Genomic DNA, 14,641 nt, shown 5'->3' with positions numbered 1-14,641 from the left:
ATTAGCCGACTGATTCACAAGCTCCGGGTCTACTGCCGCTGCTATGCACCAGTCCCACTGGAACTCACTGCCCGACGCAGCTGCTGCTGCGCATAGTCAAACAAGATTCTTTCCTGCTCAACGCGCAAGCACCCGCCCGCAGAACGCCCCCGGAGATAGTCCAATGACAAGCGCTCCCCGTAGCTCAACAGCTCAGGCTCGAACCGGCTAGGTTGCGGTTCTTCCACCGCAAGATCAACGTGGTCACGGACCGTATCCAGGTCCATGAGAACAGATCGCGCATGAGGCACGTATCGCCTGACGAGTTCCAGGATATAGAAACCATGCGAATCTAGATCTCCCCAATAAAGAACTTCCTTCGCCTCTAGCGATGGCATCTGCTGGACGATCCTGGCAGCGTTCAATCCACCACCGAAGATCGCGATCGTCGCGGGCAAGTCTGGCAAGGCAAGGAAACTCTGATGATTTTCAACAATAAGAACTCGCGCCCCCGGGATCTCACGAAGTTCTGCCACCGGACTTGCCAAGTGCCGCAAACCGCCAATCCCCAGTGCCGGGTCAAGGCTGCGAACCTCCACCAACTGGGGCTTCGGCTTGAAGTTCAGTGGCCCGACCACCGCTTCAACGACCACCCTGTGCGCCTCGAACCATTTGCTATCGACGCCAAAAATTGGCAGTTCGCGAATATAAAAGGCGCTGACCTCGTGTTCGTGAACCCACCGGACAACAGCGATGAACTGCTCCACAGTCGTATCATTCCAGTCGTCCCACGCAGAAAGGTGCCTGATGAGCTCAGGTCGAACGCTCTCCCCCAATTCCGTGCAAAAACGGTCCAAGACCGTGCGGAGGCGTTGCCAATGATCGAGTTTTCCGGCCACCCGAGCCGCAGTATCCGCGTCCGCGAGAACAACTCGCCGAGGCAGCGAATAAGTCCCCAAATAGCTGAGCTTTTTATCCTCCCACTCGACGGCAATTGAACTGCGGTTCCACTGTGCCACCCAGGCTCTCACGGCAGCGCCGTCATCACGCTCTGCCGACCTTCCAGTCGGCGGATCCAGGTTGATGGTCAGCATCTTGAATTCCCCGGCCAACCAGCTGCGGTGGTTACGTGAATAAAAGACCGCAGCGCGTTGGCGCACTTGATCAGGAGTCTTCATCCTGGACCTCCTCGATCGTCAGAGAACTCGTTCGCGATCGCTTCCGGTCTGGGCATTCCACCATCAGCACACCCCCGATGTAGTCCTGCACAGTCTGCAGCAGCTTCTCGGGCGTGGCCAGAATCATGTGAAAACCAAAGCGGCGAAACGCCTCCATTGCAGCCCGAGTGAACTCCGTATCCGCACGGTCAAAAGCCTCATCCAGAACAATGGTGCCAAATCGCGGGTAGATATCCTCCCCCACCCGGACAATGGATTTCTTTTCTTGTGCGGCTGGCAAGCCCATCCCAGTCAGCCGGTAACGCAAGGCTGCAGCCAAGCAGAAGGAGGACAGCTTTTGAGCTTGACCGCCCGAGAGTCCTTCCGACGAGTCATAGACCGCACCGCGCGTTCCATCCTCGCTGTATTCCACTCCCAGGAACTTCACGTGTTGCCTCGTATCCAGACGCAACTGGCGATCACGAGTTGTCGTACCGTCCGAGACCGTCACTGCGTCGATCACCGCCTGCAGCTTATGGAATCGGTGCTCGCTCTCCTCCTGATCAGCTTCATTGATAATCCCTGCCAGTGCGGAATCCAGAAGTTCAACGAAATTGCGGGCGATCGCGGGCTGTGCCTCCCTCACCTCGATCGTCAGGTAAGCACCCGGATAGAACTCGACTTCCGCAAGTGAATCATTAATCATTTGGATCGAGCTGCGAGTCTTCGCTGTCGCGTCACGGATTAAACGGCGCAGCCGACCCAGATGCTTGTGGGTTTCGTCTTGCAGCATGTCCCGGAAACGCTGTTCAAAACGGGGCAAGTCGTCTGCTTCAAGCCTGCCCAGTTCCCGAAGAAAGTCCTGCTCCCACTCCATATCCGCCTTGAGGTCACCCGCCCGATCAGGCCAGCGCACCAAGTAGAGGTTCATTGCGTTGACCAGATCACCACAATATTTGGTGAAGTGCGCATTGAGGTCTGCAAGCTGATCTTCGATACCACGAATGAGCCGATTGTTGAGCGCATCGATGTTATCGGGCCGAATAGTGCGGTCAATAGCCGTGCAACGTTCTGTCAGACGGGTCGCAACGTCCTCAGAGACGGTCTTCCCACCTCGGCGATTCCGAATCTTCTCAAGCGTTTCTTCTGCCTGCTCCAGGCGAACTTTGGAGACACTAAGCTGGTTGCGCTGCGCCATGACCTGCTCCTCAACTTTGTCGAGAGTAGCTTCAACGCCCTTCAACTTCGCTTTCAGTTCAGCCAGCTCCGCGTTTCCATCAGTGAGTTCATCAACGACTCGCTGGGCTTCTGCAAGCTCCTGGGTCACCGATGACACATCGATATCCTGAAAACGTTCCGTCTCCAATAGCCGCTCGATCGTGGCTATTTGGGCACGCCTTTTCTCCTGGCCAGCCGCGATGGCCTTGCGTCGGCGTTCAGCGTCTTCAAGTTTCGCAACGATGTCACGCACCGCTGTTTGAAGGGCATCGATTTTGTCAGCGAGATTGCCCCAGAGCACCCAGTTCGAACGGTCATCGATTCGGCGGCGATCATCCTTAATGTGGTCGTTGCGGTTATGTTTCACCTGCCCCTTTGCAGTCACCGCCCGCCGGGCAGCACGAAACTCTTCCACAGAGCTGCAGCATAAGTAATCGAACTTCGTAGAAAGTTGGGTCTGGATCCAGTCGTGATACCGCCCGGATTTTACGTTGATTTTCAGCCCCAGTGAGTTCGGTACAAAACGGGACGGGCGCTGCTCTTCCAGATCCCGAGTGAACCTGGTGTAGCTCACTTTCGCACCGAGGTAGGTGTCATCGATAGCTGAAGAAACCTGGTCATAGTGCTCATCTGGGACGAGGATCCGCCGGGCAAATCCGCCCATCACTCGCTCTGCGGTTCCTTGCCAATGGTCTTCACCAGGCTTCATACTCACGAGGTCTGCAATGAATGGAAGGTCAGACTCCCGCACCCCAGACTTCTCTGCAATCAAGGCTCGCGCCCGGAGCAACCGGTTATCCATGGCCGATTCGTACTTACGCAAAGCCTCAAGCTCCACGATCAACTTATCCTTGTTCTCGCCCAGCTCGTAAACGCGCACGTGCGCCTGACCCAGCTTTACGTCTTCTGTTTCATATGCAGCACTCAACCGCTTCCGCTCTTCACGCAACTGCAGCACAAGGTTGGTGAATTCCTCGACACTGCCGGGCTTTGCAGCCCCAATGGATTTGAGCCGGGAATCGAATGCCTCTTCCTCTTTGGTCACTCGCTCCAGCCGGTCCTGCAAACGGTCACGCCGAGCCTGTGCAGAAACCAAGGCTGAATCCTGCGCTCCATGAATCAACGTGCGCAGCTGATCTGCTTGCGCCCGGTGTGCATCTCGAACCCCGGTGGCTTCTTCAATCTTCGCACTGACTGTTTTAATCTCGGAGGTCCACTGATCCCGCTCCTGTTCGGCGAAACGCTGCCGCCACTCGTCGACGAAGGTTTCGACGCCTTCTCGGTCTTCCTTTACCGTGGTCAGCCTGTTTTCGACCCCTGCACGCTTCTCTGCTGCCACGCGCACCGGTGCCAATTGCTCGACCTGCTCACGAGTTTTCACCACCGACTCGTACGCCGTTCGGAGGTCTGTGAAGTTCTCCGCTGCTTGCTCCGCGATCTCGAAGGTCTCTGGTTCGGGCAGCATGAAGGTACGCATCAAGTGATTAAGATCGCCGAGCGTTTTAGCCGATTGCGTTCGGTTCAGCAGGTCCAAAGCACCGGCATCGGCGATCCCCACCGCTCGGCGCAGCGCCAAACTGAACTTCGGATGATTTCGACTGACGTGCAGGGCATCGCTGTATGTCTTCTTCGCCTCACTAACCGGCAAGTTCTTCTGTGCCAGATCCTCAAATTCTGTCAGGTCGGCGGCCCGAGGGAGCAAAATGTAAAGATCCGTGATTTCCTGGCGCGAATAGGCGTTAGCGGGCAAAAACATCAACCGGCACGCGGTTACGGTCTCCCCTGCCCCGTCGCTATAGCGTAGAGCGACGCCCGTCCACGTCGCACCTGTTCGAAGGTAGGACTGCGTAAGTTCGTCTGCCTCGATCGAGTGCTCGCGGCGCCAGGCACCGCGGCAGTAGGTAACCAAGTTACGGCCGGAGTGTGCTTGGTTATCAGCCGCAGCGTTGAAACGAATCTTGCCGGGCGGAACAAGAATCGTCGAGATCGCATCAATCAGCGTCGACTTACCGGAACCTGAAGGGCCTGTGATGAGGAAGCCCTCCCGCGGCACCTCGGCACAGTGAAGATTGTCGAATGTTCCCCAGTTATAAACCTGGATTTGGGAAAGCCGGAATTGGCCAGGCAGAGTCGTCGTCATTGTTCTTCCTCCAGGAGAGCTCGGAAAGACTCGGTGACAGCGGCGATTTCTTCGCTGGAAAAGATGATGCGCAGCACCGGGGACACCTCGAAACGCCCCTCGGTCGGGGTGCTGGCAATAATCGAGTAACTCTTCAGCTTGTTCCACGCTGCAGTAAAACGCTTACGCTGCGTGGACTTGTCCGTGCCGGCGTGGCCTTGATACGGCAGGGTCGCCTCAAAAACCTCACCCTCATCCACGATGGTTCGCTCGTTGGGGCTCGTCGTCACCAGCTCACGGCGCAGGTGGAGAATCACCACCGTGTCCATAAAAGTCAACGACTGTTTGCGTAGCAGCGCACGCTTTTCAGGGATATCCGCTTCCCACGCCTTTGTGTAGGCAACCCCTGCGTGCTCGTCGAGAATGAGAGTGAGGAAGAGATTATCCAGCTGTTGGGCAAGAATCTCACGTGAGTTGGATATCGCAGCAAACACATCTGGCGATTTCACACTCGACACGTATGGGCCGCGGATGAGTTCCGCCAGGGCACGACGCTGCAAACCTGTCAGGGTTCCGGTGTCGCCGTCATACAGTTTGTTTTCCATTTAGATGCGCCCAACCTTCCTCCGAAATTCGAAACGCTCATACCGCCCTTGATACCTTTTCCCGCTTGGTCTCTCCCACTGCAGGACTTCCGTACCATCGGATCTTTCGCCGTAGTCATGCGCAAGTTTGATGAGCCCCACCACACTCGCTAGCCCCTGGGTGGCAGGGTGCTCTTCCAAAACTTCCCGAATCGATGCTTGCTCCTTTTTACCGAGCACATCGTTGATTGCGTCGCGCAGTTCCTGCCAGTCAATTTCTGATTCCCGGATACGCCGACGCATCTGTTCGAAGTCGATCTCGCCTGACTCGTTGACTTCCATTGACCGCTCGATGCGGTATTCCTTCGGGTTGTGTAATTCCCAACTGGAAAGCGACGTCGGTTGCCGCGTCGTCAGCTCGAGCTCGTAGCCGCTCTTCTCGTAAGGCGCGATCCCGCGCTTTGCGAGCTCGAGCGCTTGCTGCTGCGCCTGATTGATTGCCCGCGTGAGGGCCTGCTGCGATTCTGCTTCTCGGGACTGCACGAAGCGCCTTAGCGACCGCGATAAGCCCGTGAGCGAAGTATGCACCTGTCCCGAAGAGGAATCGAGCATGTCTACCAACTGCGCGATCTCGCTCCGCTCTTCCGAGCCGAGCTGCTCCATGAAGTCCCGCGATTGCACTGAATCCATCACGGCATCGAGTTGCTTTGATTGCTCTGGGTCAAGGAAAAGCTCATAAAAGGAGTTGAATGCCCGTCCCGCTTCTGATTCTGCGATCAGATCTACACCGCGGAAGACATTGTCCAGTACCTCACCAGCGTTGAGCTGCCCTTCGACGAGCGATTCTCGAAGTTCGTGATCGACATTTTCAACCTCCTCCCGAACGCGGGAGAAGTCGGTGGGCAAATCCCTCGCCAGAGCCAGGATTTCCCTTGCCCTCTCCACTGCCTCTTCGTCGGAAATCACGCCGACACCGTTCATGCGGATGTTGTCGATACGGTCTTGAATCTGATCTCGCTGAGCTTCCAGGCGACTAATCGCTCTCGCTTCGTCGGGATCTGTTTCAGCGGCAAGATCTTGGAGACTATTGAATAGGGTTCCGAGGCGGGATTTGGTCACCACCCGCTGAGGACTGATCAACTGCTGGACATAGTCGATAGCAACGTGCGCGTCCGTGGTGAGCTCGTAAAACTCTTCCCTCGAACCCTGTGGACTGCGCCTCGTGAGGTATCCGAGTTTCACCCAGTCATTGATATAAGCCACGGCTGACTTGGGCAGCTCCATATTGGTCTGTTCCCGAATATCGATCAGCAAGGACTCCACTGCGAGGGTGAGCTCGGATCCGGCGATCTGGCGATTACCTGCTTGGAAGACAGCACTTAAGACAGAGAGAACAGCTGGGGCGTTATGGGCACGAAGCATCGCCCAAGCAGGTACCGAGTCCGCAAGGCGGATCATCGCCAACGCATCTGCCACCACAGTAGTCCGATTCATGTGCTCAATCTAACAAGCGCTGCAGACAAGGATTCAAAATTATCGAACATCTCGTCGCCAACAGTAGTGTTCGATGCTCATGCGCACGCCCTCAGATTGGCACTGCTGTACAACGAAGGCTTTAGGCGAGTGCACCGGTGAGCCCAGTGCTCCCCCGCGCCCTGGTGCGAAAACTTGGGCTAACCTCGGGGCAACCCACCTCGCTCCTGGTGCACGTGTCTGGCTACATCGCCAGCCGGGCCTAACCGGAGCGTGGATCCAAAGAGAAAGGCATGCCCCCATGGAACTGAACCGCGACAAGGGCGAAGAATTCGTCCGCGAGACCCAAACCCCAGAATCCGCCGCTGCGTGGAAGAAGCAGCTCGACGAGTTCGCACCCAGCGCTTCCGACTGGGTTGTCGAGGCCGTCTTCGGCGGAACCTACCAGCGCGATGGCATTACTCTCCGCGACCGTCAGATGCTGAACATGGCTGCCCTGGCTCCGATGGGTGGCGTAGAGCCGCAACTCACCGGCCACATCAAGACCGCTGTGGACGTCGCAGGCATGAGCCCAGAGGAGGTGGCCGAATGCTTCGTGCACCTCATGCCTTACGTCGGCGTGCCGAAGACTTTAGCCGCGATGCGCTGCATAAAGGCCACCCTCGAGAGCTAATGCTGCCGGGGTAGGCCTGGCCGCTTATTAGCGCTTGGCAGTCGAGATCAACCCGACTGTTTCTTTCTCCGTTGACGGCGCGAGAAATACGTCACCGCGGATATAACAACAATGGCCACGAGGCAAACAATGAAAACCCACCACTGCCCAACAGCGGGCAGAAGCGCAAAAAGGCTTGGGACTGCCAGAACTGCGGCTGCTAACGCGATTAATTCATTGCGTTCGTCGCGCCGCTCTTGTTTACGCTTATGAGCGTCTGCCTCGATGCCATCAAGTCTGATACGTGCGAAGTTGTACTGGGTTGTGTAGACGTTCTCACGTATCTCAAGTTCGCCGACGATGTCATCAAAGTCTCCCCGCGCACCTGTCTTTTCCAACATATGCTGCAGAATGGTGGTCGCTACGTCGCGTCCGGGGACTCGCTCGTACCAGAGGTGATCGCGCACATAGACTAGTTCCGCTTGTATCTTTGCGAACTTCCGGAGACTGCCCTGTAGCTTTTGGTCCGCGCCCCTTATCTTCTCGAGGGTTCCAGCATTGCCCTCAGAGCCGGAGCTTTCCAAGACATTGAGAGCTTCCGGGCCGAAAGATAATTGTCGAAGCTGTTCACTAATACACCCCAGATAGTTATCTGCTCTAAGCACTAAAATAGCCAGATCTACAAAGCGAGTCCCAGCCAGCATAAAGAAATTATTTTGTGAGTTTTCCAGCGGTGCCCGGCGCACTACTGCCAAACCCTCCTCGCAGGAGTGAATAGTCCAATCACGATAGCGAGACACGAGGCTTCTGTTTATAGAGCCATCACGAAAATACGGGATTTCTGTTGTGTACCGGTCGAAACGAGAAGCAAAGTACCATGCCCATTGGTCATGGAGCATCCAGTTCTCCCCCGACTCCTCAGATGCATCCGCGATGGGAGTTGGTAGGGCAATGTCTGTACGGCCCGGGATAGCCATCGTTACGCAATAAGGTTTGGGAGACTGTCGACCGCGTTTCGCTTTTGTACCCCTACGGGTTTTTTTGAAGTATCCGCCCTTGTTGAGATCCCACGGAATGTGAGTTTCCGAGCCAACGAATAGCTGCTTTTCCACAACTTTCACGGCAGCCTCCAATAGGCAAACACTAGCCTTGTTGTTAGTCAGTGGTGAGCCAGTGAGTTCTTCAAGTAGCTCTCTTTGTCTCGCCGCTCCGTTGCCTCCCTCCGCAATCAGGGTCATTTTTTCTCGTGGCTTAGTCAACGACGCAGTAGCTTCCTCCAGCGCTTTTCCAGAGCAATTTTCCGCGACAGCATGGACGACGAGAAAATTCTGTTCGAGGTTACTAGGTTCGCCGCTTTCTAGGTCATAAAGGCATGGCCCGGAATACTGCAGGTACTCGGCACATACAAACTTCAAGGTCGCATAGGGGTGTCCAGTGTCGTCCAAAGCGAAACGCAGCGGATATGTCTCCATTTTTGGTGCCCGCTGCTTGCCCTCCGTCGTAAAGCCCTCCGTCGTAAGGTCGGGCTCAAACACGAGGCGATGTGCGACGACTTTGGCAGGATTAGTAGATGCATCCGAGATCCACTCCGCGGGATCCCCACCAGACGTCGGTACAGCATCAACCGCACTCGCCCCCATAGAACTGGCTAGGGGCTCACGGAAGTACGACCCAGCACTCTTATGGAAAACGCGGGGTACATATTTGTAATCAACTTTATTACCCCAGAACTGGCGAACGAAGTCTCCTTCCTCATCCCGTTCTGCGAACTCAATCTTCTTAATCCCGCGAAAACGACCGGGCACCCAAGCCTCGGGCCAATCGAAAGCCTCCGGTAATTCAGGCACTGGAAGAACCACCGCGAAATGCGCAAGGCGCCACTCCGGCTGAGAGCCGCAGACATAACCCTCCGGAAGATGGAACTCCGCTCCCTGGATTTGATACCAGTTGGAATTCCGAGCATTGTTCGCTTCGGTGAACTCGTCGTTTATCCCCATAACAGAAAGCCTCCGTGATCTTCGAACCACCTACGCCCCAGGCTACAACAGCACTTCAGAAGCCTATCCACTTTGAAACCATCCCCACCCACTGGAATAAGGGCACCCTTAGTGGCGCTATGCTTCACTAAAGGGAATCTCGCGCGCCAGCTCATATAGCCGCGCAACTGCGCGAGACTGCGCGCGCCAGCGTGCAGAACTACACACAGGCGATCCGAAGGAGGGGCACGCACCACCGTGGCTGACCAGGACCCGCACGCCGCAAACTCACAGCCGGGCACCCCGCGCCAGGGCACAGACAACCCCCGCCCCGGCGCGACGGAGGCCACGGTCCACTCACCCGGTACCTATCCCCCGGGTGAGGATCCGCGCCGCTGGAAAGTTCTGGGCGTCATCCTCACGACGATCTTCATGTCGCTGATCAGCGTGTCCATCATCAACGTCGCCCTGCCCTCCATCCAGCAGGGGCTGGGCGCCACCGAATCGGACATCCAGTGGGCGCTCTCTGGCTGCACGCTGACCTTCGGCGTGGTACTCGTCGCCGCTGGCCGCGTCGGCGACCTGCTCGGCCGGGGCGGAATGTACCTCATCGGCTTAAGCGTCTACACCCTGGCCGCCATCACCGCTGGCTTCGCCCCCACCGCGGAAGCCCTGAACATCACCCGCTTCATCCAAGGCGTGGGCGCGGGCATGCTCAACCCACAAGCAGTGGGTATGATCCAGCAGTTCTTCCGCGGCAAGGAACGCGGCCGGGCCTTCGGCTGGTTCGGCACCGTCGTGGGCGTGGCCGTGGCCATTGGTCCCGTCCTTGGTGGTTTCCTCATTCGCGTCGGTGGCCCGGAGCACGGCTGGCGCTGGACATTCCTGGTCAACGTTCCCTTCGGCCTTCTCGCTTTCGTCCTCGCACTCCTGTGGTTCCCGCGCCCGCTGATGGGCCGGGTTGAGGATCCCGCCACCGGCCGTAACGTGGGCGTCATCCGCGCAGTGCGCAGCCTCGACCCCTTCGGATCCCTCCTGCTTGGCTTGGCCGTCCTGGCCTTCCTCTTCCCGTTCGTGGAATCCTCCGGCAATGCCCGCACCTTCCTGCCTCTCCCCCATCGCCGTCGCCCTTCTGGCCGGGTGGCTGGCCTGGGAGCGGCACGTTAAAACAACCAAGCCCTTCGACCCGATGGTGGACATGCAGATCTTCCGCTTCCCCAGCTTCCGCCTGGGCACCATGCTGGTGCGGGAGTGTACTTCATGGGCATGACCAGCATCTGGGTGCTTGTGGCCCTGTACTTCCAAAACGGCCTGGGCTACAGCGCGCTCGTCGCCGGTAGTGTCGGCATTCCCGCCGCGATTAGCAGCTCTTTCGCCGCCAACTGGGCCGGCAAGCGGGTCGCCGACCGGGGCCGTCGAGTCGTCATCGACGGCATCACCGTGGCACTGACCGGCATTGCGCTAACCATCCTCACCCTTGTGCTACACCACGCTACCGGCCTGTCGGAGTGGTGGATGGTAATCACCCTATTCCTAGTCGGCACCGGCCAGGGCACGGTCATCGGTCCGAACCAAACCCTCACGCTCGCGGACGTTCCTCTCAACTACGCGGGCAGCTCCGGCGCGGTCCTGCAAACTGCCCAGCGCATCGGCACCGCCATGGGGCTGGCGCTGATCACCGCGATCGTCTTCGCCAGCTCCCGCGCCATCAACTGGCCCCTCGGCACCGCCATCGGCTTCGGCACCATCGGCTCGCTCGTCGCCGTCGCCCTCGTCATCGCGCTCTACGACAATCGGTTGCGCGCCCGTAGCGCTGTAGCAGCTTCCGGCTAGCTTCCCCGTAGATTTCCGTACATTGCAGCGCCGTTTCGCCACGCCAGGGCCAAAATTGACGAAATCGTCAAAGTCTACAAAAATACGCAGGGTGTCTGTTGAAATAGACCGTGCTTCCCTCCCTACAGAAATCAGGTAAAGCCATGACTTCCCTCGCAGTAGAAGCCCAGGATCTCGAGCTCAAAGGTGACGAGGGCCAAGTATTTGGCCCTCTCTCCTTTTCTATCCCCAACCAGGGGCTAACCAACCTGCTCGGCAAGGGCGGCTCTGGCCGTACCGCCTTGGCTCTGGTTCTTTCTGGGCGCATGAAGCCCACCGGTGGCACCCTCAATGTTCTCGGTGAAACCAAGCCCAAGCAGATCCGCTCCCGCGTCGCCATCGCCGGCGTAGAGCAAATCGACCTGTTGGAGCGTTCCGTCACGGTCCAAGACATCCTCACCGAATCCCTGTCCTGGTCGAAGCCCTGGCTCATGCCGATGCGCAAGGCCACCGCAGAAGACCTACAGCGTATCTGCTCCCAGGTCTACGGCGAACGCGATCTTCCCCCGCTGGATGCCTACATCTCCCAGCTGGATAACCTCGACAAGATCATGCTACGCATCAGCCTGGCCCTGTCGCCCGCCGACAACAAGCCAGTCCACCTGCTGATCATGGACGACATTGAGCAGGTGCACGAAAACGACGAGCGCGCGATCCTACTGCAGGTACTCGAGCGCTTGTCGATGGATATTCCTGTGGTCGTTAACTCGTCGAACCCTATCGTCGGTCCGGTCGAGCCCACCACGGTTATTGAAATTGACGCCTACGCTAACCACGCGCACCCGATTCATACCGGACTGCGCGAATACACCGACATCGCAGAGCCAAAGGAGAACAACTAATGCTCGCCGGTTTTAAACTCAACAGCGAGATCCGCAGCTTCAAGCGCAACCGGCTGACCCGCGCCGCGCTGGTCATCCTTGTGCTCATGCCGCTGCTGTACTCCGCCTTGTACCTCTGGGCATTCTGGAACCCATTCGGCAACCTGAACGCCCTGCCCGTTGCCCTTGTTAACAGTGACAAGGGCACGAGTGTCGACGGCAAGGAGCTCCGCGCCGGCGACATGGTCATCGAAGGCTTGAAGGAAAACGACCAGATCAGCTGGATCGAAACCGATTCCGAGGATGCCCGTCGGGGCGTGGAATCCGGCGAATACTACTTCTCCTTGGAACTGCCGGAGAACTTCTCCGACGCAGTGGCCTCGCCTACCTCCGGGAAGCCGGAAAAGGCCAACCTCATCAGCACATACAACGATGCCAACGGCTACCTCTCCACCATGATCGGCCAAAACGTCATGCGTGAGGTGCTGAACGTCGTCGGCGACAAAATCAGTGCAGAGGCCGTGGATAAAGTCCTGCTCGGCATCGTCGACGCGGGCAGCGGCATGCAGCGCGCCGCCATCGGCGCCGGCAAGCTCGCCGACGGCACCGCCCAACTCAAAGACGGCTCCGTCCAACTGAACGATGGCGCAGAAAAGCTCGCCAACGGCCTGGCCACCGCCAAGGACGGCTCCGGCAAGCTGCGAAATGGCGCCGTCGAACTCGACGACGGCATCGCCAAACTGCACCAGGGCGCCGGCACGCTGTCCGACGGCACCACCGAACTGTCCGACAAGGTAAACGCCGCGGCGGAAAAGATCAACGGTCAGGCTGGAAAGCTCAACCAGCTGGAAGGTGGCGTCGATAAACTTGGCGACGGAGCGAGCCGCCTCAACGACGGCGTGCAACAGCTCAACACCAAACTCGGTGGAGTCACCAAGGCACAGGGCGACCACGCAAGGAACCTGCGCGACATCTCCCGCAACCTGCGTGGCAGTGGCATGCCCGCCGCCATTACGGCCGCGAACGAGCTAGACAAGGTGGCCCTCGCCCTGGAGACGCAGGGCATCGGCCCGAAGTCGCAGAACGCGACCGATCTGAAGCGCCTGGCTGACGGCAGCGCCCAGCTGTCCTACCAGCTCAACGACCCGAACGCCCCGCTGCGCAAGGGCGTGGGCGAACTTTCCGGGCTCCCCGCACAGTTCAAGCAACTGCAGGACGGCGTGAACAAGATCAACAACGGCGCGCACAAGCTGGACGACAAGCTGGGCGAGGCCTCGGCTGGCGCGACGAAGCTGAAGAACGGCGTGATCAAGCTGGACGACGGCAACACCAAGCTCAAGGACGGCGCAGACAAACTGAAGGACGGCACCGCCAAGGCCAAGGACGGCACCGCCAAGCTGAACAACGGTGCCACCGAACTGCGCGACAAGCTTTCCGAGGGGTCCAAGAAGGTTCCGCAGTGGGACGAAGGCCAGCGCCTGGCAGCCTCCAGCACCATCGGCGGGCCGGTACAGATGAAGGCCGATAACGACTCCGGCACGCACACCTTCGGTGCAGGCATGGCGCCGTTCTTCTTCAGCATGTCGCTGTTCATCGGCGGCATCATGGTCTACGTCATGATCAAGCCACTGCAGGCCCGCACCGTGAACTCCGGCATGCACTCCTGGCGCGCCGCCCTGTCCGGCTTCCTGCCGACAGGCATCATCGCCATCCTGCAGGCAGCAGTCGTGGTGGCTGTCACCATCTGGGGTGTCGGCATGGATACCGCGAACGTCCCGGGGCTATTCCTGTTCGCAGCGCTCGTGGCGCTGGTGTGGATGCTCATGAACCAAATGCTCATCGCCTTCCTCGGCCCCGGGCCTGGACGCGTGACCGCCCTGGCGATGCTCATGCTGATGATCCTCGCCTCGGGAGGCTTGTACCCCGTCGAGACACAAAACAAGTTCTTCCAATTCCTGCATCCGTTCGACCCGATGACATACGCGGTCAACGGCTTCAGGCAGCTGATCTACGGCTTCTACGACGAACGCCTGCCGATCGCAGTGGGAGTGCTGTGCCTCGTTGGCCTCGGATGCTTCCTGGTCACCACGCTATCGGCGCGCAGCCAGCAAATGTGGACCATGAAGCGGCTGCACCCCGTGCTGAACGCTTAAAGGTCGTTGGGACGAGGGGGCGTCACTACCCTCTCGGCTCCCTGTACACCCAACAAGATCGAAGGGTCGATCTGCTCCCCCACCCGCAGCGTAGAGATCGAACCATTGGATTCCAGCACCATGCAGGCGACCTCGCTGAGGTCGCGCACGCCGGCCTTGCGCATCGCAGTGGCAATGGCGACATCATTGATGTGATAGCGCTGCAGGGCGGACTCGATGATCTCGCCGTGCGCGATCAGAACCGTTGGCTGCGGGTTGATGGTCCGGTGGAGCCCCACCACATCCTGCACGGCGCCGAACAGCGCCTCCATACACATCAAAGTAAGCAGGCCGATCACGCCCGCAGCCAGCGACGGCGGGTGGCCAATGACGGAACGGCCGGCGACCGCGCCGAACATGAAAATAACCACTGCATCGAAGCCGCCGAGACTGCTTAAGATCCGCTGTCCGAAAAGACGGACCGCCACCAGGAACGTCAGATAGATGCCGACGGCGGCGACCATCACAATCGGAATGCGCCACAGGTCGATGCCTAGCTGTTCTTTAAGCACCGGCCCCCAACCCTGCGGCGGGGTGAAATCCGCAGCGCTAATCGCAGCCGTCGTGAGTGATCCGTAGATGCCGCCAAACATGAATA

The 14,641-nt window shown here is 58.5% G+C and carries 11 protein-coding genes; 5 read left to right on the top strand and 6 right to left on the bottom strand.

Features of this window, described 5'->3' with window-relative positions:
• Positions 1-41: 41 nt before the first annotated feature.
• From CRD15_RS00705 to CRD15_RS00690, 4 genes are read right to left on the bottom strand one after another with little or no spacing between them, the layout of a single operon-like run.
• Positions 42-1,157, bottom strand: a complete 1,116-nt coding sequence (locus CRD15_RS00705; protein ID WP_187401666.1) for a DUF3322 domain-containing protein — start codon at positions 1,155-1,157, stop codon at positions 42-44.
• Positions 1,144-4,494 carry an ATP-binding protein gene (locus CRD15_RS00700; RefSeq protein ID WP_034972717.1) on the bottom strand — a complete coding sequence of 1,117 codons (3,351 nt, stop codon included), beginning with the start codon at positions 4,492-4,494 and terminating at the stop codon, positions 1,144-1,146. Before CRD15_RS00700 ends, CRD15_RS00705 begins: the two co-directional genes overlap by 14 nt.
• Positions 4,491-5,078, bottom strand: a complete 588-nt coding sequence (locus tag CRD15_RS00695) for a DUF4194 domain-containing protein (protein ID WP_034966179.1) — start codon at positions 5,076-5,078, stop codon at positions 4,491-4,493. The genes CRD15_RS00700 and CRD15_RS00695 overlap by 4 nt, the downstream gene beginning before the upstream one ends.
• Positions 5,079-6,551, bottom strand: coding sequence for a DUF3375 domain-containing protein (locus tag CRD15_RS00690; RefSeq protein ID WP_237744180.1), 1,473 nt, complete (start codon positions 6,549-6,551; stop codon positions 5,079-5,081).
• Between the two features lie 280 nt (positions 6,552-6,831).
• On the opposite strand from CRD15_RS00690, the gene CRD15_RS00685 reads away from it, so the two are divergent.
• Positions 6,832-7,203: a carboxymuconolactone decarboxylase family protein gene (locus CRD15_RS00685; protein WP_034966182.1), complete on the top strand. Its 372-nt coding sequence runs from the start codon at positions 6,832-6,834 to the stop codon at positions 7,201-7,203.
• Positions 7,204-7,250: 47 nt separating this feature from the next.
• Here CRD15_RS00685 and CRD15_RS00680 read toward each other — a convergent pair whose 3' ends face one another.
• On the bottom strand, positions 7,251-9,179 hold the full coding sequence (locus tag CRD15_RS00680) for a hypothetical protein (protein WP_034966185.1): 1,929 nt from the start codon (positions 9,177-9,179) through the stop codon (positions 7,251-7,253).
• A gap of 237 nt (positions 9,180-9,416) precedes the next feature.
• Here CRD15_RS00680 and CRD15_RS10190 point away from each other — a divergent pair, with 237 nt between their 5' ends.
• The 4 genes from CRD15_RS10190 (at position 9,417) to CRD15_RS00665 (ending at position 14,004) form a co-directional block, all read left to right on the top strand.
• Complete coding sequence (locus tag CRD15_RS10190; protein WP_370546759.1) at positions 9,417-10,325, top strand: MFS transporter; 909 nt, start codon at positions 9,417-9,419, stop codon at positions 10,323-10,325.
• Between the two features lie 99 nt (positions 10,326-10,424).
• Positions 10,425-10,991, top strand: a complete 567-nt coding sequence (locus tag CRD15_RS10185; protein ID WP_370546758.1) for an MFS transporter — start codon at positions 10,425-10,427, stop codon at positions 10,989-10,991.
• Positions 10,992-11,134: 143 nt separating this feature from the next.
• Positions 11,135-11,872 (top strand): ATP-binding cassette domain-containing protein, encoded by a 738-nt coding sequence (locus CRD15_RS00670; RefSeq protein ID WP_187401665.1) that lies wholly within the window; start codon positions 11,135-11,137, stop codon positions 11,870-11,872.
• Positions 11,872-14,004 carry a YhgE/Pip domain-containing protein gene (locus tag CRD15_RS00665; RefSeq protein WP_187401664.1) on the top strand — a complete coding sequence of 711 codons (2,133 nt, stop codon included), beginning with the start codon at positions 11,872-11,874 and terminating at the stop codon, positions 14,002-14,004. The genes CRD15_RS00670 and CRD15_RS00665 overlap by 1 nt, the downstream gene beginning before the upstream one ends.
• Here the strand turns inward: CRD15_RS00665 and CRD15_RS00660 are convergent.
• Positions 14,001-14,636 (bottom strand): DUF421 domain-containing protein, encoded by a 636-nt coding sequence (locus CRD15_RS00660; RefSeq protein WP_187401663.1) that lies wholly within the window; start codon positions 14,634-14,636, stop codon positions 14,001-14,003. The genes CRD15_RS00665 and CRD15_RS00660 overlap by 4 nt on opposite strands.
• Between the last annotated feature and the right edge of the window lie 5 nt (positions 14,637-14,641).

It is taken from the genome of Corynebacterium sp. LK28 (assembly GCF_014335105.1).
GTDB lineage: Bacteria > Actinomycetota > Actinomycetes > Mycobacteriales > Mycobacteriaceae > Corynebacterium > Corynebacterium macclintockiae.
This window is presented reverse-complemented; position numbering and strand designations above follow the sequence as displayed.

What these genes read in the sequence shown, in the direction of transcription:
- CRD15_RS00680 (WP_034966185.1), bottom strand. Translation starts at nt 9,179, where the DNA reads ATGGGGATAAACGACGAGTTCACCGAAGCGAACAATGCTCGGAATTCC.
- CRD15_RS00685 (WP_034966182.1), top strand. Translation starts at nt 6,832, where the DNA reads ATGGAACTGAACCGCGACAAGGGCGAAGAATTCGTCCGCGAGACCCAA.
- CRD15_RS00665 (WP_187401664.1), top strand. Translation starts at nt 11,872, where the DNA reads ATGCTCGCCGGTTTTAAACTCAACAGCGAGATCCGCAGCTTCAAGCGC.
- CRD15_RS00695 (WP_034966179.1), bottom strand. Translation starts at nt 5,078, where the DNA reads ATGGAAAACAAACTGTATGACGGCGACACCGGAACCCTGACAGGTTTG.
- CRD15_RS00690 (WP_237744180.1), bottom strand. Translation starts at nt 6,551, where the DNA reads ATGAATCGGACTACTGTGGTGGCAGATGCGTTGGCGATGATCCGCCTT.
- CRD15_RS00705 (WP_187401666.1), bottom strand. Translation starts at nt 1,157, where the DNA reads ATGAAGACTCCTGATCAAGTGCGCCAACGCGCTGCGGTCTTTTATTCA.
- CRD15_RS10185 (WP_370546758.1), top strand. Translation starts at nt 10,425, where the DNA reads ATGACCAGCATCTGGGTGCTTGTGGCCCTGTACTTCCAAAACGGCCTG.
- CRD15_RS00700 (WP_034972717.1), bottom strand. Translation starts at nt 4,494, where the DNA reads ATGACGACGACTCTGCCTGGCCAATTCCGGCTTTCCCAAATCCAGGTT.
- CRD15_RS00670 (WP_187401665.1), top strand. Translation starts at nt 11,135, where the DNA reads ATGACTTCCCTCGCAGTAGAAGCCCAGGATCTCGAGCTCAAAGGTGAC.
- CRD15_RS00660 (WP_187401663.1), bottom strand. Translation starts at nt 14,636, where the DNA reads ATGTTTGGCGGCATCTACGGATCACTCACGACGGCTGCGATTAGCGCT.